Source organism: Pseudoalteromonas sp. SR44-8 (assembly GCF_014163635.1).
GTDB classification, from domain to species: domain Bacteria; phylum Pseudomonadota; class Gammaproteobacteria; order Enterobacterales; family Alteromonadaceae; genus Pseudoalteromonas; species Pseudoalteromonas rhizosphaerae.
In genome coordinates this window covers 1-26072 of record NZ_JACJDS010000055.1, presented here as the reverse complement: position 1 = coordinate 26072, position 26072 = coordinate 1, and the positions used below count along the sequence as shown (strand labels likewise).

The window sequence follows — 26072 nt, the reverse complement described above, 5'->3', positions numbered from 1 at the left end:
CTCTTTTCTTGATTCTGTGGTTTGTGTGGTAACAACCATTTGATCATGAATTGAGCTTCAACTCAATTTCTTAAGATCTTACCTATGACATCCATGTAAGTAACAAAGAGTTAATCGCCCCTAGGCAGAACCCTTCGGGCAGCGCGCGTTTGGCATTTATGCTACGTTATCGCCTATTTATGGGGAATAACCACACTACATAGGCTCTGCCTTGCCTAAAAACCAAACGCACAGCTGCAAAATTAACCTAGAAAGATAAACAGACCCTAGACAAATAATCCCTGCCCCCTACAATAGCGCCGATAAACAGCATAATGAAATAAGGTAGTAGGTAATGGCGGTTATAAAGATCGATACAACAGGATACGACGCACAGTTAAATGAAAAAGAGCAACGTATCATTGCGCAATTCCAACGCTTTGGTGTTGAACAATTAGAAGTCTTTGCCTCTGAGCCAATTCATTACCGTCAACGCGCTGAATTTAGAGTATGGCACGATGGCGATGAGTTATTCCACATTATGTTTGATCAAGCCACCAAAGATAAAATCAGAGTCGATGTGTTTGACCCTGCAGCGCCGCTAATTGGGGAAGTAATGCAGGCAATGATCGATAATCTTAAAGGCTGTGAAGTCTTGCGTCGTAAATTATTCCAAATAGATTATCTTTCTAGTTTAAGCGGTGAGATTTTAGTGAGTCTGCTTTATCACAAACCACTCGACGAAGAATGGCTAGCAGCTATCAAGTCACTAAAAGAATCATTGAGTGAGCGCTTTAAAATTGATTTTATTGGGCGTGCTCGCAAACAAAAAGAAGTACTCGGTGATGATTTTGTTACTGAGCGTTTAACAGTTAATGGCCAGCAACTTATTTACCAACAAGTTGAAAACAGCTTTACGCAGCCAAATGCTAAAGTAAACATTAAGATGCTGGAGTGGGCACAAGACTTATGTAAACCACTAAAAAATGATTTACTAGAGCTCTATTGCGGTAACGGTAACTTTTCAATTGCCTTAGCTGGTTCGTTTAATCGTGTATTAGCAACCGAAATCTCTAAATCGTCAGTACACTCGGCGCAGTATAATATTGCTAAAAATAACGTAACTAACTTAGATATCATTCGTATGTCGAGCGAAGAGTTTACTCAAGCTATAAAAGGCGAACGAACCTTCTCACGTTTAGAAGGGATTGACTTAAGCAGCTATGATTGTCAAACCATTTTAGTTGATCCGCCGCGCGCAGGCATGGATACACTAACATGTGATTTGGTGGCTAACTACGAGAGTATTATTTATATCTCATGTAACCCTGATACGCTTGAGCGTGATTTAGAGCACCTAACTCGCACTCATGAAGTTAAACGGTTTGCGATTTTTGACCAATTTCCATATACCCACCACATTGAATCAGGGGTATTTTTACAACGTAAATTGTAAAGTATCTATGCCAGTGCTTTTACTAGCGCTGGCATTTGCTGCTCACTAAAGACTTTAATACCATTCTTTTCTAATAGCGAAGCCGTTAATCCCATTCCAACCACCTTAATACCACTGTGCGAGCCATCGTAAATTGTATTACGACCACAAGAAGGACTTGATTCCTTTAATAGCGCAAAACGAATATTGTACTGTTGGCAAAGGCGTAATGCTTGTTTTGCACCTAGCTGAAATTCCGGTGTCACATCATCACCAGTATTGGTAATCACTTTACCGTTGACGATTTCAGCAGGATCTCTAGGAGTGGATAAACCACCAGCAATCTCAGGACAAAAAGCGACTATACGTTCCTGCTGCTGCCATGCGATAAGCTGAGGATGGAGTAACTGTTGTCCGCTACCATCGTAGCGCACGGGAGCACCAAGTAAGCAACTTGAAACCAGTATTTTATGCATTTCTTACCACCTGCAACAAAAAAGCTCCGCGTACGGAGCTTTTTTACAATAAACACTAAACCGCTCTATTTAGCAGCTAAGTAATTAATCAATTTGCTAATATCTTCAGGCTCAGTAATACCTGATTCACGACCAAGGTTAAGCTTATATTTACCATTTACGATAAATGTTGGTACGCCACGCAGTGCCCCCTTATCTTTATAGTAATCTTGGTCACGCTTCATTTTTGAACTCATAGTGCGTACTGAAAAACTTTTATACAGTTTATCAAACTTATCACCGTCAACACCTTGCGCGACAAATACATCTTTAACATCAGCTAATTCATTAAACTTAGCACGTTTAACGTGAACATGATTAAACATAGCAGCAATAATGGCATCTTTTTGTGGTAGTACTTCAGCTGTTGCAAGTGCCTGTGAAATCATTTGTTGATTTTCAGGATCACGCACACCAACAAAATCGACGTGGCTCTTTTTAAACTCAATACTTGTATCAAGTTTAGGTTTAACCTCAACTAATAGAGCTTCGTAGTTATTACACGCTGGACAATAAAATGAGAAAAACTCTTTTACCTCTGGCTTTTTACTAGCGCGCTCAGATACTACATCATAATGCACACCTTCTTCATAAGTTGTTGGTGCTGCATTCGCGGCTAATGGTAATAAAAGTGCCAGCAATCCTGCTTTAACTAATTTGATCATCGGTAAAAACTCCAAAAATTATTGTTTTAATAGCTTATTGTTGTAATAAAAAGGCAACTAACTCATCAAGCTGCTCTTGGCTCTTGATGGTATTGATATTGATTTTATATTTATCATTAACGATAAACGTTGGTACACCGGTTAAGGCTCCCATTTGTGAAAACTTATTTTGCTTGTCTTGCATGGCTTTTTCCGCCGCAATCACAGGCATGCTGGCAATATCTTTATCAAAGGTATCGCTATCAATACCATTTACTGCAAGTAATGCTTTGACGTCTTTAATGTTATTGAGTGGAGCACGTTTTATATGAATGCTGTCAAACATTTGATCTGCAACTTGCTCACCTTTGTTATGCTGTTTAGCGATGATATATGCATAGCTCAAATTACTTTGCACTTCTGGCGCTAAACCACCTAAAAAGTTGACATGGTTTTTTACAAACTCAGTACCTGCAGGCAAGCTTTTTTCCATTGCTTTAGCTACAGCTTCAAACTTAAAACAGTGCGGGCAATAAAATGAAAAGAACTCTGTTACTTGTGAGGTTTTACTTTTTTCAATTTTTAGTACGTCATAGTGCTCACCAGCTTTAAAATCTGCAGCCATCGCAGCAAAAGGTAAACATAACAGTAGTAAACTCAATTTTAGTTTTTTAAGCATTGGACTCTCGTTTCAGATATTTTTAATAATTAGTTAGGCAGCAACTTCAGCGGCGGCTCTTGAAGTGCAGAATACTGCTCTTTCAGCGCTAAAATTTGTTGCTCCCAGTATTTGTCATCAGCAAACCATGAAAAGTTCCGCGGAAATGCCGGATCTTCCCAACGTTTAGCTAGCCACCCCATATAATGAATCATACGCATTGCCCGTAATGGTTCAATTAATTTGAGTTGAGTGTGATCAAAATCACAAAATTCTTCATAGGCAGTCACTAAGGTATCTAACTGTAACAGTTGATTGTTTCGATCGCCACTGAGCATCATCCATAAATCTTGAATCGCAGGCCCTTGACGACTATCGTCCAAATCAACAAACATCAACGCATCACCGGCCCACAGAATATTACCGGCATGGCAATCACCATGTAAACGTATAGTATCCACCTGCTGGTAAAGCGATTTCGTTTTAGCGATCACCATATCCAAAATAGTATAAAACGCGGTAGTTAAACTGCTAGGCACCAGATTACTGTTTTGTAACTGAATTTTAGCTGTATCTAGATACTCGTCACACCCTATGACCGGACGTTCGCTAAAAACATTGGCTTTAGCTGCTTGATGCATTCGACCAATCAAGCGTCCTAACACATCTAACTGATCAAGATTATCAACTTCAAAGATGCGCCCCCCGACACTTGGGAACAAAGTAAATAGATAACCATTATGCTCAAATAAGCTTTCGCCATTACGCTTTATCGGCGCAACTACAGGCACTTCAGCATCAGCCAATTCAAATGCAAAGCTATGCTCTTCGAGTATTTGTGCCTTACTCCAGCGCTCGGGGCGATAAAATTTCACCACATAACGTAGGCCATCTTCAGCTTTGAATTGATAGACACGGTTTTCGTAACTATTCAGTGCTAATAAGCCAGACTCTGCGTAAATACCAATACTTTCGACCGCATCTAAAATCGAATCCGGGGTGAGGTCAACAAAACTAAATTTACTCATAATTCTCATCAATTATAAAAAAAGCGGGAAAATCCCGCTTTTTATTTGTTATCAGTGTACTTAACTATCGCGCTTTAAAGAAGTTACTCGGCTGCGAAATTTGTGAACTTGGATTGTCCACTGGCGATAATACAAAATTAAACTCGGTCATAGGCGCTTTCAAATCATACGGATCCATCACCAATGATAATGGCACGTTATGCGATTCGCCCGCTTGCACGGTAAAAGTTTGCTTACCTATGTACTTAAAGTTCTCCAGTCCTACCACCTTAATATTAAAGGTTTGCTCGTATTGTGCTTTGTTGATCACTTTAAGTGTGTAGGTATTTTCGACAAGCCCATTAAAATCGACTCGATAGAGTTGATTTCGATCGCGAATAATATCTAAGTCCATTGGCTTACGCATCACAATATTCGTTACCAGCGCTGCGCTGAGCACCACTAATATAACAATATAACCAATAATCTTAGCGCGCAGAGGATTGGTTTTATTCTCTGGCGTTTCTAGGTTACGCTCAGTGGTATATGAGATAAGCCCGCGCGGATAATTCATCTTATCCATTACTCCGTCGCAGGCATCGATACAGGCGCCACAGTTAATGCATTCAGCTTGCAGACCATTGCGAATATCGATCCCTGTTGGGCATACTTGTACGCACAAATTACAGTCAATACAGTCACCTAAGCTAAGCTCTTCTCGATCTTGTTTACGACTACGTGGCCCACGATTTTCACCACGTTTTTCATCGTAGCTTACTGTGAAGGTATCTTTATCAAACATTGCAGATTGAAAGCGCGAATACGGGCAGATATGCAAGCACATAATTTCGCGCATCCATCCAGCATTACCATAAGTACATACAGTAAATACGATAATGCTAACCAGCGCATAGCCACCTACATCAAAAGTAACAAAATCCGGTAACAGCTGACGAATAGGTGTGAAATAACCAACAAAGGTAAGTGCGGTGTATAAAGAAAAAGCTATCCAACCTGTATGCTTGGCTGTCTTACGCCAAAATTTATCAAAGTCCATTGGTCGCTGATCAAGCTTCTTGCGTTGATTCGCTGTCCCTTCGAACTTTTCTTCAAACCAAATAAAAATAAACGTCCAGACTGTTTGCGGGCACGTATAGCCACACCATACCCGACCGTAAAAGGTGGTCACTAAGAATAACGCGAATGCAGCAAGCATCAGAATAAAAGCAAGAATAGTAAAATCTTGTGGCCATAGAGTTAGCCCAAAAATGTTATATTTTTGACCAATGAGGTCAAATAACACAGCTTGTTGGTCATTAAAGTTTATCCATGGCAGCGCCATGAACGCCAACATACCAAGAAAACCAATGCGCTGTCTTAATAGTTGATGTAACCCTTTAACCGCACGTACATAAATGCGATTGCGGGGATTAAATCTATCCTGTTGAGCATAGAGATCGGGCTTTTCGATCTTGACCTCACTAGGAATATTTTTTACTTTTATTTGCTTGTCCATCGAAGTTCCTCAACGCCGCTTGGAGAATGAAAGTCAAACAATCATATAACGCTATTTAGATAGCTAACAACTAAGCTTACATTTAAAAATAGTGCAAACTGAACTACTGTGCTGTAAAAGTTCAGAGATTTCTGAAAAATCTAATTGTTCTCTGTCATTATACCAACTCTCCTCAAAAAAGCTGATATTCATTGATAATAATTTATTCACCTAACTTGCTTGCTTTACAAAGGGGCATTTTATTACACTGGTGCCTAATTCGTACCCGTTCAGATCAAAGTTTACTCACATATGAAAAAATTCCTTGTACTAGTTGTAGTGATACTTGCGTTATTCACAATTGATCATCCAATGATAAAAGAACCTCGAGAAAAGTTATTAGGAGAAGGTGTAGGGCTATTAAGTAGTGCTAGCAACATTAACCGTGGACCCGCTGCGAGCATGGCAAAAAACCGCATCAAGTCAGAACTAACACTTTCAGAAAGCGAGTTAGAGTATTTAGAAGAAACCATGCAAACTGATGAACAGCTGCAGCTATTCCATACTCGTTACTGCCGCAGTAAAGATCTCAACTTATATTTTTATGAAGATCGTTTAAATACAGTGTGTGACATCGTCTCAACATCATTGGCTGAGCGCAGAGGTAAATAGTGGATTTTTCAGCTTTAACAAAAAAAAGCAGCGCATCGTTTAACCAACATAAAAACCTACTGAAGAAGCTGGCGAAAGGGCAAACGGTTAAATGTGAAGTATGCCAAGGCATATTAACGTTAGATTTAAAGACTCAGCAACCCGGTCAAGGGGTTGCTAAATGCCCTAAGGGCTGTACTGAAATTGTGTTGGATTTAGCATAATGCTAACTCCAACCATCTTCTTCATCTGCGTACAAACCACTTTGCACCGCGATAATTTCTATTAACTCAGCAAATCCTAATGCAAAATCTCCCATTAGTTCATACTGTTGCTGGCATAGTTGTATTTCACTAAGCTGATTTTGCTGGGCAATTGTTGTGATAAGCTGGGGCTCTAAAGCAAAAAAGCCTAAACTGGCGTAAGCGGTTTGCAATGCATCAGTTAAGTCTGTTGTAAGTGCATCAGCTTGCATTAGCTTATCAATATACACCTGTGCTCCCTGAACAAAACCCTGACACCATTGCTGGCATTCATGCAAATCTAGGTAGCTGTCGTCTTGATCACTCACCTGTAAACTTACAGGGAGCTTAAAACCTGTTTCATAAACTTGCTCACTGATCTGATGATACAAAGCCATAAATGCAAATAATGTTTGTTCTTCTAGCTGGCCGTGTGCATCTGGCACTATCTGCTCAAGCCACTCGTGTACGTCTAATGGCTCAGGAGAGCAAATAACCGCAAATAAGTAACCTTGGCTCTGCACAAATGTCATGGCGCCATTGCGGCTCGCTAAATACGTACTTAACTGCTGGCCATGTTGCTGTGTAAATTCAGGAATTTGCATAAAACAATTCAGCCTTGTTTAAAAATTTAATGGATAACGGCCATCACTATCTGCACGGCCTAAAAATTTGGCGGCATCGTGTACTTCTTTTGGTAGTGATGCTTCTGGCTTGATATATCCAGCCACTTTAAAGTCCATGTTTGCTTTTAAGGTTGCATCAGCCGCTAAGCCTAAGCGGTTTTCAGGATCAACTAACACGGCTATATCGCCCGACTTACAGCTTAACTTGCCACTTAATGGACCAACGCTAAACCAGCCAGACAATCCTTGCACATCGATGTTTGGACTGGCGATTTCACCTTTTAATGCATCACAATAAGGCGCTCCTGAGAGATATTCATCTAACTCAACAATTACTCTGCCTTTAGCATTAATAGGTAATGGCAACTGCAAACGCTGCATCGCACGTTCAACACTCAAACGCAATGTAGCATCATTTAATGCAACTACTTGATCAAGTAAACCATAACTAAAGTCACCGCGTCCTGACAGTTCACTGGTCTGTCGCGGATCACCAAACTTTACACTGCCTGTAAGCTGTCCGGTGAATAATGCCCAACCAGAAATATCCCAGTTTAAATTATTAATCTGTTCATCTTGATAGCGCAGCTGCATGATTCTACCCTGCCAAATGCTACCCGATGCTTTACCTATTTGCAGATCTTTAGGTAGATAAGGATTTGCTAAATTAAGCGCAACTGCAGCTGGCGTTTTTAATAGTGCAAAAAAGATAAAACCGAAGAAAAATATTACTATAAGAATCGCTATTTTTTTCATTCTTTACTTCTCTAATACCAGTCGGCTAACGCGCACGTAGCCTGGTTTATCATCGCGACTGAGATCTAAATTTTCAATCAATACGCCTTTAGTGTTTACCAGTTCATCAAGCCATTCTATGAGCTTATTAAACTGTACCGAGTCGATGGTTAATCTTAATGAATTATCGCTAGGCTGCATTTTGCTTATGGTTATATCGTAGCGAGCGCGGCTAGCATTAACTATTTGACTCAAGTTTTGGTCACTTGTAACAGCACGCGCACTACCCGCTTTGAGTTTAACAATACTGTTATCAACCCACGCTAATAATTCTTGCTGTTTAACTTGGTTTTTTTCAGCTTCAGTTATCGCGTTGTTTAGTGGTCTAAAAATACCCATAACTAATATAAAAATAACAAAAATAACCCCAGCGACCATCACTAACTGTTGCTCTTGCTCTTTTAAGCCACGCCAATGTTTTAAAAGTTGTTGTTTCATGCAGCACCTCGTAGTTTTATTTCACCGACTACAAAGTCGCCATCATTATTTAATGAGCCTTGGTCTACAGTTAATCCGCGTTGTTCAAGAATTGCTTTAACTTTGCCAAAGGTTTGAAAATCTTTTCCGCGAGCACGAACTCTAAGTTCATTGCGACGTTGATCATAACGCAATGTCTCAGGAGTAAACTCTTGCACTTGGCTAAATACCCCCACCAGCTCATTCGTTAAATCTAGGAATCCGGCACTGCTGCCACCCTCTAATTTAGCCAATTCACCCTGAATTTGGTTTTTAATCAAATGCGGACGAACTGTTTTCCCTGGAAAGGCCGTTTGATAGCGCTCAACCACTTGTGTTTTAGCGACTTCAAGCTCACTATTTAACTGATACAATTCAAGACTTTTTACTGCCACAGAGCCAACTAACGCGACACTCGCTGCAATGGCGGCACCTTGCCAATACGCCCACCATAATGCGCTTTTCTTTTTCAGTTGATATTGGCCTTGGCGAAGATTGAATTTTATCTCAGGTAATTGTTTAGCAAATAACGCCAGCGGCAAATCATAAGCATCGGTATGCGCCGTAAGATTAACCGTTTCTGGAAATTGCGAGGCAGGGCTGTAATGTGCAACATCAGGGTGACCTAAAGCAGTTAAATACTCAGCCAACCAGCTTTGCTCTACAGCACTTATCCGCCATGAGCCTTGCTTACATAGCCATTGGTTATTAAGCTCAATAACGCTTAACCCCTCATGTTCCGCAGTAGGAAGCAATAATGCATCGGGTAACAGTTTTAACACTGCAATTTCATGTTCAGCAAATACAGCTAACCAAGTTTCAAACCATTCTCGGTCAGTCATGGCAACTTTAATGGCGTGCTTGTCACCGACCATAGTAGGCTCAGCAATCGCGATAAATAAGTCATCTACGTCACATGCAATCTCTTCTTCGAGCATATATGGGAGCGCTTGCTCAAGCTTACGATTCCATTTGGTCGGCAGGATTACGGTTTTTAGTTGCACCTGATCACATGGCAGTAATACCACAACTTCACGATTCTGTGCTTTTTCAACTAACTCACTCAGTTGCTCAGCGTTCGGCAATCCGCCACTGGCAATTATTTCTTGTTCTAATGGTGAGTAAATCAGCCAATTAATACTTTCTTGTTGAGTTTGACCCGTGCGGATCAACAGTATTTCTGTCACTGTACGCCTCCAAATTTTCGCGCCAGTATAGTTACTTCGCCATCTTTGGCATGCAGTAATGTGGTCATCGAAAAACGCAGATCGACAAATTTAGCCTGCGCTTGTAGTTTAAAATATTCGCTATTTATGGTGAACAGTTTTTCAACAGACTTAACATTTTGAGCCCCTTGTTGATTCACTTGTTCAAAAAATTCTTCAATATTATTAAAGCCTTCTTCTGGCCGGACTGATAGCACACTTTGCGCACCTGACTCACTCAAACCATCAATCAATGCACTCAATAATAATGCCTGTTCAGGAGCGATTGTATTGACATTAATTGCTAACAATTCGCTACCTGGGATCACGCATACGTATGGCAAGATTTTTTCCATCACTAATGGATTAAACCCTTTAACCAAACGCAGCTCTGAGCTTGATGCAAAAAAACTATTCGCTGTCATATATGGTGATTTACGCGATAAATACTCATCTTCTTCAGCACCAGAACGATAAGTAATACTATCTTCATCGAGCCAGTCGTAAACACTGTCAGCCATGGCTTCTTCCGACTCTTCTGCTGGCAAGTCCTCAATATTTTCTAATAGCGCTAATAACGCGGTGTGCGCAGGATTGGTTTTATCAGTACTACCCGCTTGTGGCGCTTTAACACGTAATGCATTGAGATTTAAACAAGCCTGTAAGTCCGTGATCTTGCCTTGCAAGGTACCATTATCGACCGGATAAGGAATATCGCCTTGTTGCGCCCAAATTTGTTTTAAAGTGGTTTTTTCAGGGTCATCTTTTTTGCTTTGTAATAACGCTTTAATAGCCAGCTCTTCTGCTGCATAGGCATACCACTTGGCTTGCTGATGGCCTTGTATGTTGGTACTTTTTTGAACTTGAACAAGCAAGTTAGCACTCATCTCTACGGCTAAAATTGATGCCAAGGCAACAATAAATAAGACAATTATAAGCGCGGCGCCATGTTGGGATTTATGGTTCATTTAAACCTCCCATCTTTCCATTACCCGGTACTAAAAAAACGCGTCTTATTGGTTCTTCATCAATTTGTTGCAATGTGACCGCCACAGCTTTTGGCAATGACTTGCCCTGCCACTGCTCTTGCCATTCATTTTTTTCATCTAAAAATTCAAATTTAAGATCTTCGATATCTTTAAGAATAACTTGCACTCGCGGCTCAAGATTATCGAGTTGATCAACATAGACCCTATATATACGCTCAAGGTTGTCATCAATAACACGATAACCCACCGCTTGTAGCTCTGAGCGCGGTAATAAATTAATTGGGTTAACCCAGCCATCTCGCACAAAGGCAATACCATCATACTGGCTATTAATGGTGTAACGCCCAGCAAGTAGATATTGTTCTTGCACATCACCGGCTTCATTGCGCACGGCACGTTTAGTCATTTGGCTGAAATCTTGATCCATTAACCTAAAGGTCGTTTGCAAACCATTCAATTCTGCAATTTTTTCGTCTGATGCATCTTTCGCTTTCGTGGTCGAATCAAGAATTTGGTGAGTAGCTAACACGACGAATGCTAAAATCCCCAGCGCTACCATCACTTCTAATAGTGTAAAACCGCGCTGCTTCACTTATTTGCTACCTTTATTTAAATAGCTGATGAGCTCATAAACCGAGTGCTCTAACTTTTCATCGCTAAATACATTAATAGTCACTTTTACAAAACTTTTATCTGCTGTCGCTTCGGTATCTTGACGCCAATACCATTCTATACCAGCCATTGTTTCAGTGCCTTTTGCGCCATTTTTGCCTTGCCACTTATCGCCTAAGGTACGCTGTTCAATCATTACATTCTCAGCCACCCAAGAGGCATAGGTTTGCTCTTCAAGGCTTGATAAATGATTAATATGCTCGGCTGTAGCTTGCATGGCGGCAATCCCAGCCATGGCGCAAATACTCAGCGCCACCATAACCTCAAGTAAAGTAAAACCTTTAGACCTGCGATACATTATTCTGGCTCTCTGCGTAAGTTAACCGGTGCGGAAAATTCCCCTTCGATGAAATACACAGGTTCTTTTTCATCTTTTAATTCATAGATAAGTTGAAATGCGCTCACCTCACCAGAAGATAAAATTAGCACTTGCGGGATTTTCATTTTTTGCAATTCGAGTAAGCTATCATCATCACCGCCACTCATTAACTCGCGCCAATTGGATTGCTCGAGTAGATTATCTTGAGCCCATGCGAGATCTTCTAGATTAAGTGTCAACTTAAGACGTTCATCAACAGTCATCGGCGCAAACAGCTTTTCTCGGTCGAAGGTGATCCATTTTTCACCATCAAACACTAAAAACTCTAAGGTATCTTTATCAAGCTGAAAACCTAATTCAACCTGATTTAAGATTGCAAATTCAGAAGCCATATTAATGGTGGTATGCAGTCTCAGTGCTTGTTTATCCAATTCATCTTCAACACCGCCATCAAGACTATATACCACCATTTTAGTGGCGAAGGCGATCACCACCAGCACAACCAAAATCTCAATTAAACTAAAGCCACGCATCGGTGACTTTAGCTTTGCAAGGCGCAACTTAGCCCGACTTAACATCATGCTAAGCTCGGTGCTGGGTGTAAAAACGCCTTTATACTAAGATGCATTATTATTTTTCTTCATCCCAGTTACCAATGTCGTCATCAGTACCCACTTCGCCATCGGGTCCCATTGAAAACAAATCAAATTTACCAACTTCACCTGGGCTGATTAACTGGTACGGATTTCCCCATGGATCTTCTGGTAATTTAGAAATAAAGCCACCTTCAGGAAAACGCTTTGGTACTGGCTCTACGCTAGTTTTAGTCACTAACCCTTCAAGGCCTTGCTCAGTGGTTAAGTACGCTTTGTTCTTTAATTTATAAAGACTCATAGCATCTTCAAGCTGCTGAATATCAAGATGCGCTTTATCAAGTGCCGCTTCTTCTTGCTGGCCCATAATATTGGGTGCCACGATTGACATGATCATGCCAATGATAACCAGTACCACCATAACTTCGAGTAATGAGAAACCTGCTTGTTTATTCACGTACATACCTCTGTTGTTCTTAATAATTAACTATCGTAACACGGTAAAAATGCATTACGAAATCCCTAAAATAGTTAAAGTCCAATCGCTTTATTCATTGCCATAATAGGTTGTAATATGGCCATTACGATAAACAATACAATAACCGCCATGGACGCTATCATCGCAGGCTCTAAGAGTTTTAGCGAGACATTTACCATGGTTTCAAATTCACGGTCTTGATTGTTTGCAGCACGCTCTAGCATTTGCTCGAGCTCACCTGATTTCTCCCCACTGGCGATCATATGCAGCATCATCGGTGGGAATAATTTTGTTTGTTGTAAGGACGCTCTTAAACTTGCCCCTTCACTAACGCGGGTTGCGGCATCCGCCACTGCTTTTTTAATTTTCTCGTTGATCAATACGCCACCAGAAATACGCATTCCCTCGAGTAACGGCACTGAACTTGATGACAAGATACTCAGTGTACGAGCAAATCTGGCGGTATTAATACTACGAGCAACTTTGCCAATGCCCGGCATCATCAAAATTTTCGAATCATACCAAAAGCGGATCTTAGGCTGTTTTAGCGCATGTTTAACACCAATCACTGTCGCGGTAAATAACACCAAAGTAATGAACCAATAATTTTGCACATAGTTACTAGCAGCCATTACCCATTCCGTCGTCCAAGGTAAAACCTGCTTTGACTTTTCAAATGTCTTCAATATTTTAGGCACTACAGTACCTAGTAATATTGAAACGATACCAATGGCAAATATTACTAATATCACAGGATACACCATCGCTTGTGTGATTTGACTACGCATGTGTTGACGTTGTTCCGTGTAATCGGCTAAACGGTTCAATACAGCATCTAAGTGACCTGATTTTTCACCCGCAGCTACCATAGCGCGGTATAAATTATCAAATACATGTGGAAACTCAGACATGCCATCAGCCAAGGTATAACCTTCAACAACTTTTGAACGCACCGACATTAACATACGCTTCATACGCGGCTTTTCACACTGCTCAGCCACCGCCATTACCGCCCCTTCAACCGGTAACGCCGATTGAATGAGTGTAGCGAGTTGGCGAGTGATCAAAGCGAGATCTGAGGTAGATATTTTCGCTTTAAAAAAGCTGCCAAATGGCGAGCTTTTTTCACCTTTAACTTGTTTATCCCCCTCTGCGGCGGGCACAACTTCGAGCGGCGTAAGACCTTGTTCACGTAATGATTGGCGAATTTGTTTCGCGGTATCCGCTTCTTGAATACCTTTTTTCTCTTTGCCGCGAGCATCGAGCGCGCGATATTCAAATGCTGCCATTGTTAACCTTCCTCACGCGTTACACGTAATACTTCTTCAAGGGTGGTTTTACCGGCTAATACGCGACTACAGCCATCTTGGCGAATACTTGGGGTATGTTTGCGAATGTACTTTTCAACACTTTGCTCACCTTTACCACTGTGAACAAGTTCGCGAACAGTTTCATCAACTACCAGTAATTCATGAATACCGGTACGACCACGGTAACCATTAAAGTTACACTCTTCACAGCCAACGGCTCGGTAAATAGTCGGCGGATTTACAAATGGTACGCCGAGCAATTCACACTCGCGCTCATCTGCAACATGACCTTCTTTACAGCTCTTACATAAAGTTCGCACTAGACGCTGCGATAACACCCCTAACAAAGAAGATGATAGCAAGAAGGGTTCAACCCCCATATCTTCCATACGAGAGATAGCACCTGCTGCGGTGTTGGTATGCAATGTCGACATCACTAAGTGACCCGTAAGTGAGGCTTGCACGCCAATTTGTGCGGTTTCAAGGTCACGTATTTCACCAACCATTACTACATCAGGATCTTGACGTAAGATTGCCCGTAAGCCTCGGGCAAAGGTCATATCAACTTTAGTATTTACCTGAGTTTGACCAATACCTGGGATTTCATACTCGATTGGATCTTCAACCGTTAAGATATTACGATCGCGAGAGTTAATTTGGCTCATGCCCGCATAAAGCGTGGTACTTTTACCAGAACCAGTTGGACCGGTCACCAAAATAATTCCGTGCGGTTTACTGATCAAATCAGAGAACAATTCACGATTGCGCAGCGTCATACCTAAATCTTCAAGATTTAAACGCGCGTTATTTTTATCAAGTAAACGCAGTACAACCCGCTCACCAAAACTTGATGGCATGGTTGATACCCGAACATCAACGGCACGTCCTGCGATACGCAAACTAATACGACCATCCTGCGGGATACGCTTTTCTGCAATATCGAGTTTCGCCATTACTTTAATACGCGAAACTAGCAATGAAGCGAGTTTACGATTCGGCTTTAACACTTCTTTAAGCACGCCATCAACCCGAAAGCGGATCACTAGCTCTTGCTCAAAGGTTTCGATGTGAATATCTGACGCGCCTTCTTTAATCGCTTCACTGAGCATCGCATTGATCAATTTAATGATTGGTGCATCATCATCTCCGGCAAGCAAATCTTCCGTTTGCGGCATATCTTCAGCCAGTGAAAATAAATCAACTTCGTTACCTATGTCTTCCATCATTTGCTGGGTTTCAGAACTATCGCGTTGATACGATGCCTCTAATAACAACTCAAACTTGTCATCAGCTAAATGTTCAAGCGTAAAGCCATGCCCAGCAATGCGGCGCACTTCTAACAATGCATCAATATTAAGCTCACCACGATAGAAAACCACCCGGTCATCATTATTTTTACTTAATAACATGCCTGCACGTCGTGCATATGAAAATGGTAGCCGCTTATTAGGCAGTTCAACTAAATCGTTACTGGTCATCAGCTCGCTATTATTTAGCGGCTGTGAGGGCTCTGCGGTGATCTCAGTGATTGCATCAGTCATTATTGCGCTCATCTGTATTTTGCTGTCTTAAGTATTCTTCATAAGTTGGCGGTAATACTAATGCATCATTCCACTCAGGTAGGATTGGTGCATCGGTTAGAGGCATTAAATCAATACCATCTTCTTTTTGTTTATACTGCTCACCACGGATAAAGTTATATTTGCTGTGGCTTAATTTATTCATTTTAATACCATCACGAATAATGGTTGGGCGAATAAACACGATTAAATTACGTTTACGCTTGCTGGTGCTGGTTGAGCGGAATAAGTGACCAAGGATAGGAATATCACCTAATATTGGTACCTTTGAGACACTTTCTTGCACGTCTTCATCAATTAGACCACCAAGCACAACCATGCCGCCATCATCAGCCATAACCGTGGTTTTAATGGCACGTTTATTAATAGATATATCCACCGAAGTAGTACCACTCACGCCAGATACTTCTTGCTCAATGGTTAACTGTACAGCTGAACCATCATTTATTTGTGGCGTTACTTTAAGTTTTACACCCACCTCTTGACGCTCTACTGTTTGGAATGGATTAGAATTATTAGAACCCGTTTGCGAGCCAGTAATGATCGGCACTTCTTGACCGACAATCATCGATGCCTCTTCGTTATCCATGGTGGTAACCGAAGGCGTAGCAAGAATATTTGAGTTAGTATCAGTAGAGACTGCTTGAATGATCGCGCCCCAATCGTTTTTAACAATCCCCATAGCCAATCCATTGATGCCCCCTAACAACGCACCTAACGGGCCAAGATCACCTTTAATTGTTTCTTCATATTCAGTCGCATTACCAGAGTCCGTACCTACAACATTTTTCGTCACTGTCTTATCACGGGCTTGTTCAGCAGCTACAGCTAAAGAACCAACAGGAACGGTTGTGCCGTTATTAAACTGCATCATACCGCCTTGCTCTGAAATCCATTGCAGACCAAAGTTAATACCATCAGCTTCCATTACTTCAACAATGATTGCTTCTACGAGTACTTGAGCACGACGAATATCAAGCCGTTCAATCACTGACTCCAATGAACGCATGGTGTCAGGTTGAGCAGTAATGACCAATGAGTTTGAATCTGGGTGAGCTTCAATACTGGTTTCGTTTTGGTTGCGGCTACGGGTTTTAGTTGCCCCACCTTGACCTTCTTCACCAAGCGTTTTGCTAACCCCTTGCAACACTTTCACTAAATCTTCAGCGCTAGCGTAATTAAGGTAAATTACTTTAGTGTTGCCTTGGCTTTGTAACTCACCGTCGAGGCGTTTAATTAATTCAATAGCACGCGTTCTTGCTTGGCCTTCGCCACTGACAATAACGCTATTAGTACGGCCATCTGCAACGACTTTAGGAATCAAAAATTCTGGGATACTGCCTTTACCGCTATCTTTGTAAATATTATCAACCACAGATACCACATCATCAGCAGTGGCAAAGTTTAGCTTTACAATATCAACCCGCTTATCACCGGCTTGGTCAACTGAGCGAATAATTTCAACAAGTCGGTTTACTGAGGCAGCATGACCGGTCAACATCATGACGTTTGCAGCGTTGAAGTTGGCAACATGACCGCCATCTTTTTGGTCGCTAAACTGACGCACTAATGGACCTAGTTCTTGTACGCTAACATTTTTTACACGTACGACACGAGTGATCATCATATCACCGCGCGCTTGGTCGTCTTCAGTAACTAACGGTACGTTTGATTTTTTAGCATCAGAGCTTTTTTCAATTTTTAATATACCGTTATCCATTTCAACAGCTGAATAACCGTAAACTTCTAGTACATTTAAGAAGAATTGATAATAAAGTGCTTCATCCATCAATTCATAGCTGCGTACGTTTACTTTACCACGTACGTTCGGGTCGATAATGACGGTCTTATTTAGATTTTTACCAACGATATTAATAAACTCGTTGATATCGGTCCCTTTAAAGTTTGCAGCATACTCAACGGCAGACACCGATAGAGATAAGCTAGCCACAAAAAAAAGTGTTGCGTACTTAGCTAACCCTTTTCTGATTTTTTTGAGGTGTAGCGCGTGAACCATTATATTAAAACTCCAAAGCTAAGTTATTGCAGGCTAAATTGCACATCAATCTGCTCGCCATCACGGTCAATTGTAATGTTCGCATCGGTACTATTACGCAGCTCATTAATGGCTGACATGGCCTGTTTTAAATCTGTTAATTGATAGCCGTTAATCGATACAGCCAAATCGTTATTTTGTAACCCCATCTGCGTAAATAATGCAGGGTCTTTACCTGGGCTTAAACGATAGCCAATAAGCTCACCATCCTTCATAGCCTGAGATACTCGAATATAGTCAAATAGTTTACCGGGGTCTTTTAACAGTTCTTCCCGGGTATCTATAAGTGCTTCTTTTACTTCTTGATTTGCTGTTACATCAATCTGACGGTCACTTTCCATTTGCGGACCGTCATCGAGTTCAGGTTCATCACTATCACGTTCGGCAAGTACTGGCATTGACACTGTTTTGGTAAAATCTACGCCATCAAGCATTAACGTTTCAAAACGGCCACTAACATCTAAAATTACTCGATCAGGTAATACTTGCGCAAGTTTAGCGCGAGTGCCTTGCACAACGTCATCCACCAAATAGGTTGATTGTTGACCTTGAGACTCAATAATTGCCAAGCCTGTTTGATCATTGCCACTGACTGCAACAATACCAGTTAAATTAATGCTTAATCGAGTTTCTGGCGCATTGTTAATGACTTGAGCTTGTTGGCTTGCTTGTTTTTTAGGCACTGCGTCGGCTTTACCAAACAAGTTTTGTGCTAAAATTAATTGCGTATTAACCCGTTCAGGCTTACCTGTAACGCTATTAATATAGCTTGGAGAAAGGCTAGAATTAACCGGGGTAGGCCATATTAACCAAAATAGTTTTGCAGCCAAAAAGGCAATATAAACAACGGCTAAAAGCGTTATTGCCCAACCCAATTTAGCGTGGGGTAATTTACTTACTAGATGTTTTAGCTGTTGTAATCGCTGTTCCATAAATGACGTTTCTTATTTTAATTTGCTGCTTCATCGCTGGCCTATAGTACCTTTTCATTTTTCATTCAACAAGCGCACTAATATTAAACTTTGTAAACAAGGTAAATTAACACTTACGCTGAATGTAAAAAGCTTCGACTATTTCTTTGTCAGTAAGTTTCATGCTAAGTTTTGCCTTACAGAGTCACGCTTTTAATCGAGTATAATCGTGTCAAAAAGTAACACCCGTAATACCACATCAAAAGATGAAACTATTAGTATCCGTTTAGACAAGTGGTTGTGGGCTGCACGCTTTTATAAAACCCGCGCCATCGCACGGGACATGGTGCAAGGTGGCAAAGTACATTATAATGGCCAGCGCACTAAGCCTAGTAAGGTAGTCGAACTAGATGCCGTGATCAAACTTGCTCAAGGAGTTGACGAAAAAGTTATCACTGTACTTAAATTGCTTGATAAACGTTTAAGTGCCCCCATTGCTCAAACTTTGTATCAGGAGTCTGATGCAAGTATCGAAAAACGCGAAGCTAATAGCATCGCGCGCAAGAATAATAGCTTTTTTGCTCCTCATCCGGACCGTAAACCAGATAAAAAGCAAAGACGCGAACTTTTAAAAATGAAATCAAGTTAGGTAAAGCCACTCATGCAACAAGATCTACTTCATCGTTATACATTTGATCAACTAGACGTCCGCGGCGAACTCGTACAAATAGAGCAAGCTTATAATGAAATGATTGCCGATCATAATTACCCCGTGCAAGTGCAAGCTTTATTGGGTGAGTTACTGGTCGCAACCTGCCTACTTACAGCTACATTAAAGTTTGAAGGTGATATAGCAGTACAACTGCAAGGTGATGGCCCGGTAAAATATGCGGTTATCAACGGTGATCATCAACAAAATATGCGCGGTATTGCCCGCCTGCAAGGTGAAGTAACAGGCTCAACCATCCAGGAACTAATCGGTAACGGTGTGATGGTACTGACAATCACACCAACTAAAGGTGAGCGTTATCAAGGTATAGTTCCGCTTGAGCATGACACGTTAGCAGCATGTCTTGAAGCCTACTTTGCACAATCAGAGCAACTACAAACACGTCTTTGGTTTGCAACTGACACAACACAAGGTCACGCGAAAGCTGCTGGTTTACTACTACAGGTGTTACCTGTAAATAAAGAAAAGTCGATTACTGACTTTACTCACCTTGAAGCACTCAGCAATACGATTAAAGCTGAAGAGTTGTTAGAGCTTGATGCTGCTACTGTCCTTACTCGACTTTATCATGAAGACAATCCGCGTGTTTACGAGCCGCAAGCAATCCAGTTTAAATGTGGTTGTAGTAGAGAAAAAACCATCACTGCGCTCGTTAATATAGGTCAACAAGCTTTATTAGATGACGTTATTGAAAATGGTGAGGTAAAAATTAGCTGCCATTATTGCTTAAAAGATTACATTTTTAATGAACAAGATGTGAAGAGTATTTTCAACTAACAACATCGTTCAAAAAACCAACAGAATTCAAGCCGCATTTTTTGCGGCTTTTTTGTGCGTAGAGATGATACCGGTGTCATGAATTTAATGATTTCTATGACACCGGTATCATTGAAATTATTCATGTTTTTTGCCAAATATATGTGTTTTTAGGCCTTTCATAGGCTCGAATATCCCTAATCCATCTGTTACTATAATTACAGCTTAAAGGGAAATAAGAACCCCAGAGCTATCCCGTTCAATCTCACACAATTTAGGTATAAACATGACTTCAAGCGCTACTCGTTTTGTCGATCTAACTGCAGCTGAACTTGTCGAACACGCGATCCGTCGCGGTGAAGGGACTTTAGCCGCCAATGGAGCTTTTGTTGCTAACACTGGTCGTCGTACTGGTCGTTCACCACAAGATCGTTTTATTGTTCAAGAACCAAGTACTGAAAATGAAATCCAGTGGGGTAATGTAAATCGCCCTTTCGATGCAGATAAATTTGACGCTTTATGGGCACGTGTTGAAGCACATGTGCAGAGCAACGACCACTTCATCTCTCACCTTGAAGTAGGCGCTGATCCAGAGCACTATTTACCTGTTGTTGTTACAACGGAAACTGCATGGCATCATATCTTTGCCAAAAATATGTTTATCGAACCTAAATCTTATAATGCATCTGATTTACCCCAATGGCAGGTAATGAATGTACCTTCATTTGTTTGTGACCCAGAACGTGATGGCACTAACAGTGATGGCACAGTAATTATCAACTTTGCACAACGTAAAGTATTGCTTGCAGGTATGCGTTATGCCGGTGAAATGAAAAAATCAATGTTCTCAGTGCAAAACTTTCTACTACCAGCGAAAGGCGTGCTACCAATGCACTGCTCAGCCAACGTAGGTGAAGCTGGCGATACAGCATTATTCTTTGGTCTATCTGGTACCGGTAAAACAACTTTATCAGCAGATCCAACTCGCTTTTTAATTGGTGATGACGAGCACGGCTGGGCACCTGGTAGTGTATTCAACATCGAAGGTGGTTGTTATGCTAAGTGTATCGACCTTTCACAAAAGAATGAGCCTGTTATCTGGGATGCAATCCGCTTTGGAACTATCCTAGAGAACGTTGTCCTTGATGAAAAAGGTATTCCTGATTTTCATGATACTAGCCTAACGCAAAATAGCCGCGCAGCTTATCCGCTTGAACACGTTGAAAAACGTAAAGTAGAGAACCGCGCAGGCGAGCCAAAAGCAGTGGTATTCTTAACCTGTGATGTAAGCGGCGTATTACCACCAGTATCAATCCTTAGCGAAGAAGCTGCAGCGTTTCATTTCCTAAGCGGTTACACTGCAAAAGTTGGCTCAACTGAAATTGGTTCTACCAGCGATATCGAATCAACATTCTCAACCTGTTTTGGTGCACCATTCTTCCCACGTCCAGCGGGTGTATACGCGGAGCTTCTAATGAAGCGTGTACGTGAATTTGGCGCTAAGGTATACCTAGTTAACACTGGTTGGACTGGCGGTCCTTACGGCACTGGTAAGCGTTTTGATATTCCAACTACCCGCGCTGTTGTTGATGCAATCGTATCAGGTAAACTGGCTGGCGTTGAAACTCAACATATTGATGTTTTAAACCTAGACGTACCAGTTGCAGTACCAGGCGTTAACAGCGAGCTACTTAACCCAATCAATACTTGGGAAGATAAAGCTAAATACGCTGAATATGCGGCCAAACTTGCAGCAGACTTCACTGAAAACTTCGCTAAATACGATGTATCAGATGAAATCAAAAATGCAGGACCTAAAGCTTAATAAGCTACTTTAGCCTCATAATTAAAACGCCAACCTCGAGTTGGCGTTTTTGATTTTAACCAGAAAATTAAATCCATCACTCTTACTACTAAACCTGAGTTCGGGGTAATAACCCTATCTCCTGTCGCTATTTTCATATAACAATTATTATGGAATAACTACCCCCTTACATTTAAAAGAACGACTAATCCTTAGCTACTGTTAAAAAGTAACCTTAAAAAACAAAATAAATGTTACTTTATTTCTTTTAATATGTTAAAAAAGTATTGCATTAATTTAAAGTAGTAACTAAAACTTGGCATATTAAGTAGCAATGCCGATCGAAAGGAGTAACTTTGCCCTCGTTAAAATACAAGGTTACAACTGGTTATAAAAATAAGTAAAAGAGATTAAACCATGTCAAAATTAGTCATCGATAGCAATAAATACAACACTGGACGAACGAAAACTCGGCTTAGCCTTGCGATTTCATATGCATTACTAGGTCTTTGTCCACTGTTACTTACAGCTCAAACTTCGCAACAAAATGACAGCGATGTCAAACCTATTAATAAAGATGAATCAATTGAGGTTATAGAGGTCACGGGCATCCGTGGCAGTATCTATAGCGCACAAAACTTAAAGCGCTATGCTGATACCGTAAAGGATGTTATCACGGCATCAGATATTGGTGCACTGCCTGACAAATCAGTGACTGAGGCTCTCCAACGTGTTCCTGGGGTCACAATTGAACGCTTTGCATCTTCTAGTGATCCGAAGCATTATGCAGATGAGGGGACTGGTGTTCTTATTCGAGGCTTGGACCGGGTCCGCTCTGAAGTAAATGGCCGTGATGCATTTAGCGCAAATCCATCGGGTGGCCTAAGCTATGAGGACTTCCCCGCGGAGCTACTAGGAGCTGTAGAAGTAGTTAAGAACCAAACCGCGGATCTTATATCAGGAGGTATTGCTGGTACAGTCAACCTAATTACTCGCAAACCATTTGATTCCACAGACCGTATTATCTCTTTTAACGCAAAAGCTAATTACAGTGACTTTCGAGATGAGACAACTCCTTCTTTCTCCGCTCTGTTCTCTGATAACTGGGAAACTGATGCAGGTAAATTTGGCTTTCTTATTGCCGGATCACAATCTGAATATAAAACACGAGGTGATGGTATTGGTTTAGGTAATTTCCACTCCCGTGGCGATTCATTTATTCCCACTACTGATCAATGGGGTGGCATCATAGGTGTTGATCCAAGCTCGCCGGTTGATGGCCCTGCTTTACCCGGTCAACCAGCAGCGAGTGTTTGGCATGTTCCGGTTGCTATTCATATGAGTACAGCTACTAATGATCGTAAACGCACTGGCTTTACATCATCATTGCAATGGGCTAACAACGACGAAACTATAGTGGCCACCTTGGAACATATTAATTCAAGAGCCTCATTGGAGTGGAACGAACGCCAAATTGGACAAGCAGCTCAAGGCTTTAAAGGGTTTATGGGCTCATCTCAGAATTGGATGGATGATGCTGAAAATGGTTACCCATTAACCACTGAGAATGGATTCGTCACATCAGGTATTGCTTTAGGTGTAAGTCCTGAAACTCCTTTTTTCTATCGAAGTCGCTGGAACTATAACGAAAATACCGTTAAAGATACTTCATTCAAACTAACACTAAAACCAATTGATCGCCTGACGGTTGATTTCGATTACCAACACATAGACTCTGAAAAATCACTACAAAATTACAGTATGTCAGGTCAAACACGAGGTAATCATGTCCATGTAGTTTCGCCTTACTTCCTAGATATGCGCGGCTCTAGACCTTCTGTTGAATTTCTCAGTGACAATATTTTAACCGCAGGTTGGTCTCCTAATGAAGATTGGAATGGTCCTGTACCAAATCTATTTCTTGGTAGTGGCATGGAACAAATAGAGCATAATACAGCCAAAGCCAATAGTTTTAAATTAGATGTTAATTACGAACTCGATGGTACATTTACTAACATTAAATCTGGTATTTATCACTCAGACAAAGACTTGACTGTTCGCGACACCGCTTATGAAGGTTGGTCTGCAATCGGTACACCATGGGTACAAGATGACCGTAATGCAGCTTCTGCAGTTAATCGACCTGAATTATTTGAGCGTGTTGATTTCTCTGATTATTACAACGGTCAAGTACTGCAAGGTAATGTAAATAACTTCCTTTTTCCACGCATGGAATTAGTCAAAAATTATGCTGATTCGCTCCGCCAGGGCTGTAAAGACGGTTGGCATAATGCAACAAACAGCGCAGCAAACAACGGTATTTGTACGGGTACTTACGTCCCTTATACAGATAAGCCAAACCGTGTTGAAGGCCCTTATGCAGCTCATAATATCAGTGCAACAAACGAAAAACGCACCGAGTTTTATGTACGTGGCGACTTTGATTTTGTCGCGCAAGATATTCCAATAGTCGGTAATGTAGGTTTACGCTATGTAAACTACAAATTAGCCTCCACTGGCGCATTAGTGCAACCGCCGGTAAGTAAGCGCGGTGAACCTGGAACATCCTTAAATACAGTAATGCAGCAGCCAGAATACAAGCGCTATTATGATCTTGCTGGGGGTGAATCAACACTGAGCACAGTGGATGGTACTGATTACAGCACAATATTACCAAGCCTAAACCTAAGCATGGGTATTAGCGAAGACGTAGTGGTAAGATTTGGCATCTCAAAAGCCTTATTTTACCCAAGCCTAGTTGATGCACGGAACATCAGTATTATCAATCTAGACTATAATCGTCGCCTCCAAACACCTGGCGCAGACTATGATGAAACGAGTAACCCTGTTATAGGAATCGATGATATAGAACTGACCGCATTATCGGGTAATCCTTACCTGAAACCGGAAACAGCAATAAATACCGATCTAACAACCGAATGGTATTTCGCGCCAGCAGGCTACGTTACTTTGGGGCTATTCCATAAAAAACTAGATAACATTATTCGCAATAGAACATTTGACCTTGACGTGACATACGGAACTGAAGAATACAACTTATCTGCATATGGTCCTGCCAATACTGGCTCTGGTACACTGCGCGGTGCTGAATTTTCATACTCTCAATTCTACGATATGCTGCCAGGCGCTTGGGGTGGTTTAGGTTTACAATTAAACTATACCTTCATAGACCAGAGTGGTTTAGAAGATCCTAACGAAATCTCAAATGGAACATTAGGATTCGATGAAAATGGTAACCCTATCGCTGATAACCGTAACACTTTCCGTGTGTTCAGTGGGCTACCTCTGCAAGGGTATTCAGACCAAAACTTAAATATTATCGGTATGTATGAATACGAAAAGGTTTCTTTTCGTCTAGCCTATACGTGGCGCTCTGAATATTTATTAACCCTACGCGAATCTGAAGAATATGTACCAGCTTATGCTGAGGCTTCAGGTATGATGGATGCCAGCTTATACTACACCATTAATGATCATTGGAAAGTAGGTGTTGAAGCGAGTAATTTACTCGAGACTGAAACCAAAACTAAATATCAAATGGATCAAGCGGGCACTAAAACTCAGGCGTTGAACTTCACGACAGATCGACGCTTTGCACTTAGCGTTCGAGCAACTTTCTAGAAGCTAAATACTAAAACGCGTAGCAGCAAGACTACGCGTTTTTATTCCAAAGCTTTCGCTAATTTATCTATCACTTATAGAGGTTACAGGTTTGCCTGTTACTTATAAAAAACACTAGTTTGCCTTCTATTTATAAAGAGTGCGAGTTGACTAGTTTCTCATGATTAAAAATAGCAGTGCACGCATCTCAAAAGGTTAACGCTGTCTTCCTCACCAACTCACTCATTCACTTTACTGCTGATGTAAAAAGCCCGACTATTACTAGTCGGGCTTTCTAAATTTGAAGCCATGGTGTGCTGCGCTTTAGGATGTCGTAGTGCCCACGGCGGTAAAAAGTCACATAGCAATCTTATTCTTTTCCTTTAACCTATTACCTTTCACCTCGAACCTTCTTTTTAATTTATTCCAGACAACAAAAAACCCGTCACATCGCTGTAACGGGTTTCTCTTATTTGGAGCCTGGCAATGTCCTACTTTCACATAGCAAATGCTACACTATCATCGGCGCTGTTTCGTTTCACTAC

Annotated in this window: 25 protein-coding genes; 7 read left to right on the top strand and 18 right to left on the bottom strand. The window is 41.2% G+C overall.

Annotated elements, in window-relative coordinates:
- Positions 1–334: 334 nt before the first annotated feature.
- A complete protein-coding gene (gene trmA, locus H5183_RS20230) occupies positions 335–1435 on the top strand; it encodes a tRNA (uridine(54)-C5)-methyltransferase TrmA (RefSeq protein WP_182732557.1) in 1101 nt (366 codons plus the stop codon).
- 5 nt (positions 1436–1440) lie between these two features.
- On the opposite strand, the gene H5183_RS20225 is transcribed toward trmA, so the two are convergent.
- The 5 genes from H5183_RS20225 to ccoG form a co-directional block, all read right to left on the bottom strand.
- Positions 1441–1890, bottom strand: a complete 450-nt coding sequence (locus H5183_RS20225) for a DUF523 domain-containing protein (RefSeq protein ID WP_145242799.1) — start codon at positions 1888–1890, stop codon at positions 1441–1443.
- A gap of 65 nt (positions 1891–1955) precedes the next feature.
- On the bottom strand, positions 1956–2594 hold the full coding sequence (locus tag H5183_RS20220) for a thiol:disulfide interchange protein DsbA/DsbL (RefSeq protein ID WP_145242797.1): 639 nt from the start codon (positions 2592–2594) through the stop codon (positions 1956–1958).
- Positions 2595–2628: 34 nt separating this feature from the next.
- Complete coding sequence (locus H5183_RS20215) at positions 2629–3252, bottom strand: thiol:disulfide interchange protein DsbA/DsbL (RefSeq protein WP_145242795.1); 624 nt, start codon at positions 3250–3252, stop codon at positions 2629–2631.
- Between the two features lie 29 nt (positions 3253–3281).
- The gene (locus H5183_RS20210) at positions 3282–4259 is read right to left on the bottom strand and encodes a serine/threonine protein kinase (protein WP_182732556.1); all 978 of its coding nucleotides are present in this window, start codon (positions 4257–4259) and stop codon (positions 3282–3284) included.
- A 64-nt stretch (positions 4260–4323) separates the two neighbouring features.
- Complete coding sequence (gene ccoG / locus H5183_RS20205; RefSeq protein ID WP_145242790.1) at positions 4324–5754, bottom strand: cytochrome c oxidase accessory protein CcoG; 1431 nt, start codon at positions 5752–5754, stop codon at positions 4324–4326.
- A gap of 291 nt (positions 5755–6045) precedes the next feature.
- On the opposite strand from ccoG, the gene H5183_RS20200 reads away from it, so the two are divergent.
- Positions 6046–6405 carry a hypothetical protein gene (locus tag H5183_RS20200; protein ID WP_145242788.1) on the top strand — a complete coding sequence of 120 codons (360 nt, stop codon included), beginning with the start codon at positions 6046–6048 and terminating at the stop codon, positions 6403–6405.
- The gene (locus tag H5183_RS20195; protein WP_145242786.1) at positions 6405–6608 is read left to right on the top strand and encodes a hypothetical protein; all 204 of its coding nucleotides are present in this window, start codon (positions 6405–6407) and stop codon (positions 6606–6608) included. The genes H5183_RS20200 and H5183_RS20195 overlap by 1 nt, the downstream gene beginning before the upstream one ends.
- A gap of 2 nt (positions 6609–6610) precedes the next feature.
- Here H5183_RS20195 and H5183_RS20190 read toward each other — a convergent pair whose 3' ends face one another.
- From H5183_RS20190 to gspC, 13 genes are all read right to left on the bottom strand, one after another.
- The gene (locus H5183_RS20190; RefSeq protein ID WP_145242784.1) at positions 6611–7231 is read right to left on the bottom strand and encodes a UPF0149 family protein; all 621 of its coding nucleotides are present in this window, start codon (positions 7229–7231) and stop codon (positions 6611–6613) included.
- Between the two features lie 18 nt (positions 7232–7249).
- Positions 7250–8008: a type II secretion system protein N gene (locus H5183_RS20185; protein WP_145242782.1), complete on the bottom strand. Its 759-nt coding sequence runs from the start codon at positions 8006–8008 to the stop codon at positions 7250–7252.
- Positions 8009–8011: 3 nt separating this feature from the next.
- A complete protein-coding gene (gene gspM / locus H5183_RS20180; RefSeq protein ID WP_182719493.1) occupies positions 8012–8485 on the bottom strand; it encodes a type II secretion system protein GspM in 474 nt (157 codons plus the stop codon).
- A complete protein-coding gene (gene gspL / locus H5183_RS20175; protein WP_182732555.1) occupies positions 8482–9690 on the bottom strand; it encodes a type II secretion system protein GspL in 1209 nt (402 codons plus the stop codon). Before gspL ends, gspM begins: the two co-directional genes overlap by 4 nt.
- A complete protein-coding gene (gene gspK, locus H5183_RS20170; RefSeq protein WP_145242776.1) occupies positions 9687–10676 on the bottom strand; it encodes a type II secretion system minor pseudopilin GspK in 990 nt (329 codons plus the stop codon). The genes gspL and gspK overlap by 4 nt, the downstream gene beginning before the upstream one ends.
- On the bottom strand, positions 10666–11289 hold the full coding sequence (gene gspJ, locus H5183_RS20165) for a type II secretion system minor pseudopilin GspJ (protein ID WP_182732554.1): 624 nt from the start codon (positions 11287–11289) through the stop codon (positions 10666–10668). The genes gspK and gspJ overlap by 11 nt, the downstream gene beginning before the upstream one ends.
- Complete coding sequence (gspI, locus tag H5183_RS20160) at positions 11290–11667, bottom strand: type II secretion system minor pseudopilin GspI (protein WP_145242773.1); 378 nt, start codon at positions 11665–11667, stop codon at positions 11290–11292.
- Positions 11667–12266 (bottom strand): prepilin-type N-terminal cleavage/methylation domain-containing protein, encoded by a 600-nt coding sequence (locus H5183_RS20155; RefSeq protein WP_182760526.1) that lies wholly within the window; start codon positions 12264–12266, stop codon positions 11667–11669. The genes gspI and H5183_RS20155 overlap by 1 nt, the downstream gene beginning before the upstream one ends.
- 52 nt (positions 12267–12318) lie before the next feature.
- Positions 12319–12738, bottom strand: coding sequence for a type II secretion system major pseudopilin GspG (gspG, locus tag H5183_RS20150; RefSeq protein WP_145242768.1), 420 nt, complete (start codon positions 12736–12738; stop codon positions 12319–12321).
- A gap of 74 nt (positions 12739–12812) precedes the next feature.
- Positions 12813–14048, bottom strand: coding sequence for a type II secretion system inner membrane protein GspF (gene gspF / locus H5183_RS20145; protein ID WP_145242766.1), 1236 nt, complete (start codon positions 14046–14048; stop codon positions 12813–12815).
- A gap of 2 nt (positions 14049–14050) precedes the next feature.
- On the bottom strand, positions 14051–15610 hold the full coding sequence (gene gspE, locus H5183_RS20140; protein ID WP_145242764.1) for a type II secretion system ATPase GspE: 1560 nt from the start codon (positions 15608–15610) through the stop codon (positions 14051–14053).
- Positions 15603–17666 carry a type II secretion system secretin GspD gene (gspD, locus tag H5183_RS20135; RefSeq protein WP_182732553.1) on the bottom strand — a complete coding sequence of 688 codons (2064 nt, stop codon included), beginning with the start codon at positions 17664–17666 and terminating at the stop codon, positions 15603–15605. The genes gspE and gspD overlap by 8 nt, the downstream gene beginning before the upstream one ends.
- Before the next feature lie 23 nt (positions 17667–17689).
- On the bottom strand, positions 17690–18637 hold the full coding sequence (gene gspC, locus H5183_RS20130; RefSeq protein ID WP_145242760.1) for a type II secretion system protein GspC: 948 nt from the start codon (positions 18635–18637) through the stop codon (positions 17690–17692).
- 205 nt (positions 18638–18842) lie between these two features.
- Here gspC and hslR point away from each other — a divergent pair, with 205 nt between their 5' ends.
- The 4 genes from hslR to H5183_RS20110 all read left to right on the top strand — a co-directional run bounded on the left by hslR (position 18843) and on the right by H5183_RS20110 (position 25548).
- Complete coding sequence (hslR, locus tag H5183_RS20125) at positions 18843–19265, top strand: ribosome-associated heat shock protein Hsp15 (protein ID WP_392352783.1); 423 nt, start codon at positions 18843–18845, stop codon at positions 19263–19265.
- 12 nt (positions 19266–19277) lie between these two features.
- The gene (gene hslO / locus H5183_RS20120) at positions 19278–20123 is read left to right on the top strand and encodes an Hsp33 family molecular chaperone HslO (RefSeq protein WP_145242756.1); all 846 of its coding nucleotides are present in this window, start codon (positions 19278–19280) and stop codon (positions 20121–20123) included.
- Between the two features lie 265 nt (positions 20124–20388).
- Positions 20389–21927: a phosphoenolpyruvate carboxykinase gene (locus H5183_RS20115; protein ID WP_182732552.1), complete on the top strand. Its 1539-nt coding sequence runs from the start codon at positions 20389–20391 to the stop codon at positions 21925–21927.
- A 396-nt stretch (positions 21928–22323) separates the two neighbouring features.
- Positions 22324–25548, top strand: coding sequence for a TonB-dependent receptor (locus H5183_RS20110; RefSeq protein WP_182732551.1), 3225 nt, complete (start codon positions 22324–22326; stop codon positions 25546–25548).
- Positions 25549–26072 lie beyond the last annotated feature (524 nt).

Bases quoted from the DNA above. Each gene is read 5' to 3' on its own strand.
- H5183_RS20215 (WP_145242795.1), bottom strand. From the start codon at position 3,252: ATGCTTAAAAAACTAAAATTGAGTTTACTACTGTTATGTTTACCTTTT.
- gspD (WP_182732553.1), bottom strand. From the start codon at position 17,666: ATGGTTCACGCGCTACACCTCAAAAAAATCAGAAAAGGGTTAGCTAAG.
- H5183_RS20210 (WP_182732556.1), bottom strand. From the start codon at position 4,259: ATGAGTAAATTTAGTTTTGTTGACCTCACCCCGGATTCGATTTTAGAT.
- H5183_RS20115 (WP_182732552.1), top strand. From the start codon at position 20,389: ATGACTTCAAGCGCTACTCGTTTTGTCGATCTAACTGCAGCTGAACTT.
- H5183_RS20155 (WP_182760526.1), bottom strand. From the start codon at position 12,266: ATGTTAAGTCGGGCTAAGTTGCGCCTTGCAAAGCTAAAGTCACCGATG.
- gspI (WP_145242773.1), bottom strand. From the start codon at position 11,667: ATGTATCGCAGGTCTAAAGGTTTTACTTTACTTGAGGTTATGGTGGCG.
- H5183_RS20220 (WP_145242797.1), bottom strand. From the start codon at position 2,594: ATGATCAAATTAGTTAAAGCAGGATTGCTGGCACTTTTATTACCATTA.
- gspK (WP_145242776.1), bottom strand. From the start codon at position 10,676: ATGAACCATAAATCCCAACATGGCGCCGCGCTTATAATTGTCTTATTT.
- H5183_RS20190 (WP_145242784.1), bottom strand. From the start codon at position 7,231: ATGCAAATTCCTGAATTTACACAGCAACATGGCCAGCAGTTAAGTACG.
- ccoG (WP_145242790.1), bottom strand. From the start codon at position 5,754: ATGGACAAGCAAATAAAAGTAAAAAATATTCCTAGTGAGGTCAAGATC.
- gspF (WP_145242766.1), bottom strand. From the start codon at position 14,048: ATGGCAGCATTTGAATATCGCGCGCTCGATGCTCGCGGCAAAGAGAAA.
- gspM (WP_182719493.1), bottom strand. From the start codon at position 8,485: ATGAAACAACAACTTTTAAAACATTGGCGTGGCTTAAAAGAGCAAGAG.
- gspC (WP_145242760.1), bottom strand. From the start codon at position 18,637: ATGGAACAGCGATTACAACAGCTAAAACATCTAGTAAGTAAATTACCC.
- H5183_RS20185 (WP_145242782.1), bottom strand. From the start codon at position 8,008: ATGAAAAAAATAGCGATTCTTATAGTAATATTTTTCTTCGGTTTTATC.
- hslO (WP_145242756.1), top strand. From the start codon at position 19,278: ATGCAACAAGATCTACTTCATCGTTATACATTTGATCAACTAGACGTC.
- trmA (WP_182732557.1), top strand. From the start codon at position 335: ATGGCGGTTATAAAGATCGATACAACAGGATACGACGCACAGTTAAAT.
- H5183_RS20110 (WP_182732551.1), top strand. From the start codon at position 22,324: ATGTCAAAATTAGTCATCGATAGCAATAAATACAACACTGGACGAACG.
- gspE (WP_145242764.1), bottom strand. From the start codon at position 15,610: ATGACTGATGCAATCACTGAGATCACCGCAGAGCCCTCACAGCCGCTA.
- H5183_RS20200 (WP_145242788.1), top strand. From the start codon at position 6,046: ATGAAAAAATTCCTTGTACTAGTTGTAGTGATACTTGCGTTATTCACA.
- H5183_RS20225 (WP_145242799.1), bottom strand. From the start codon at position 1,890: ATGCATAAAATACTGGTTTCAAGTTGCTTACTTGGTGCTCCCGTGCGC.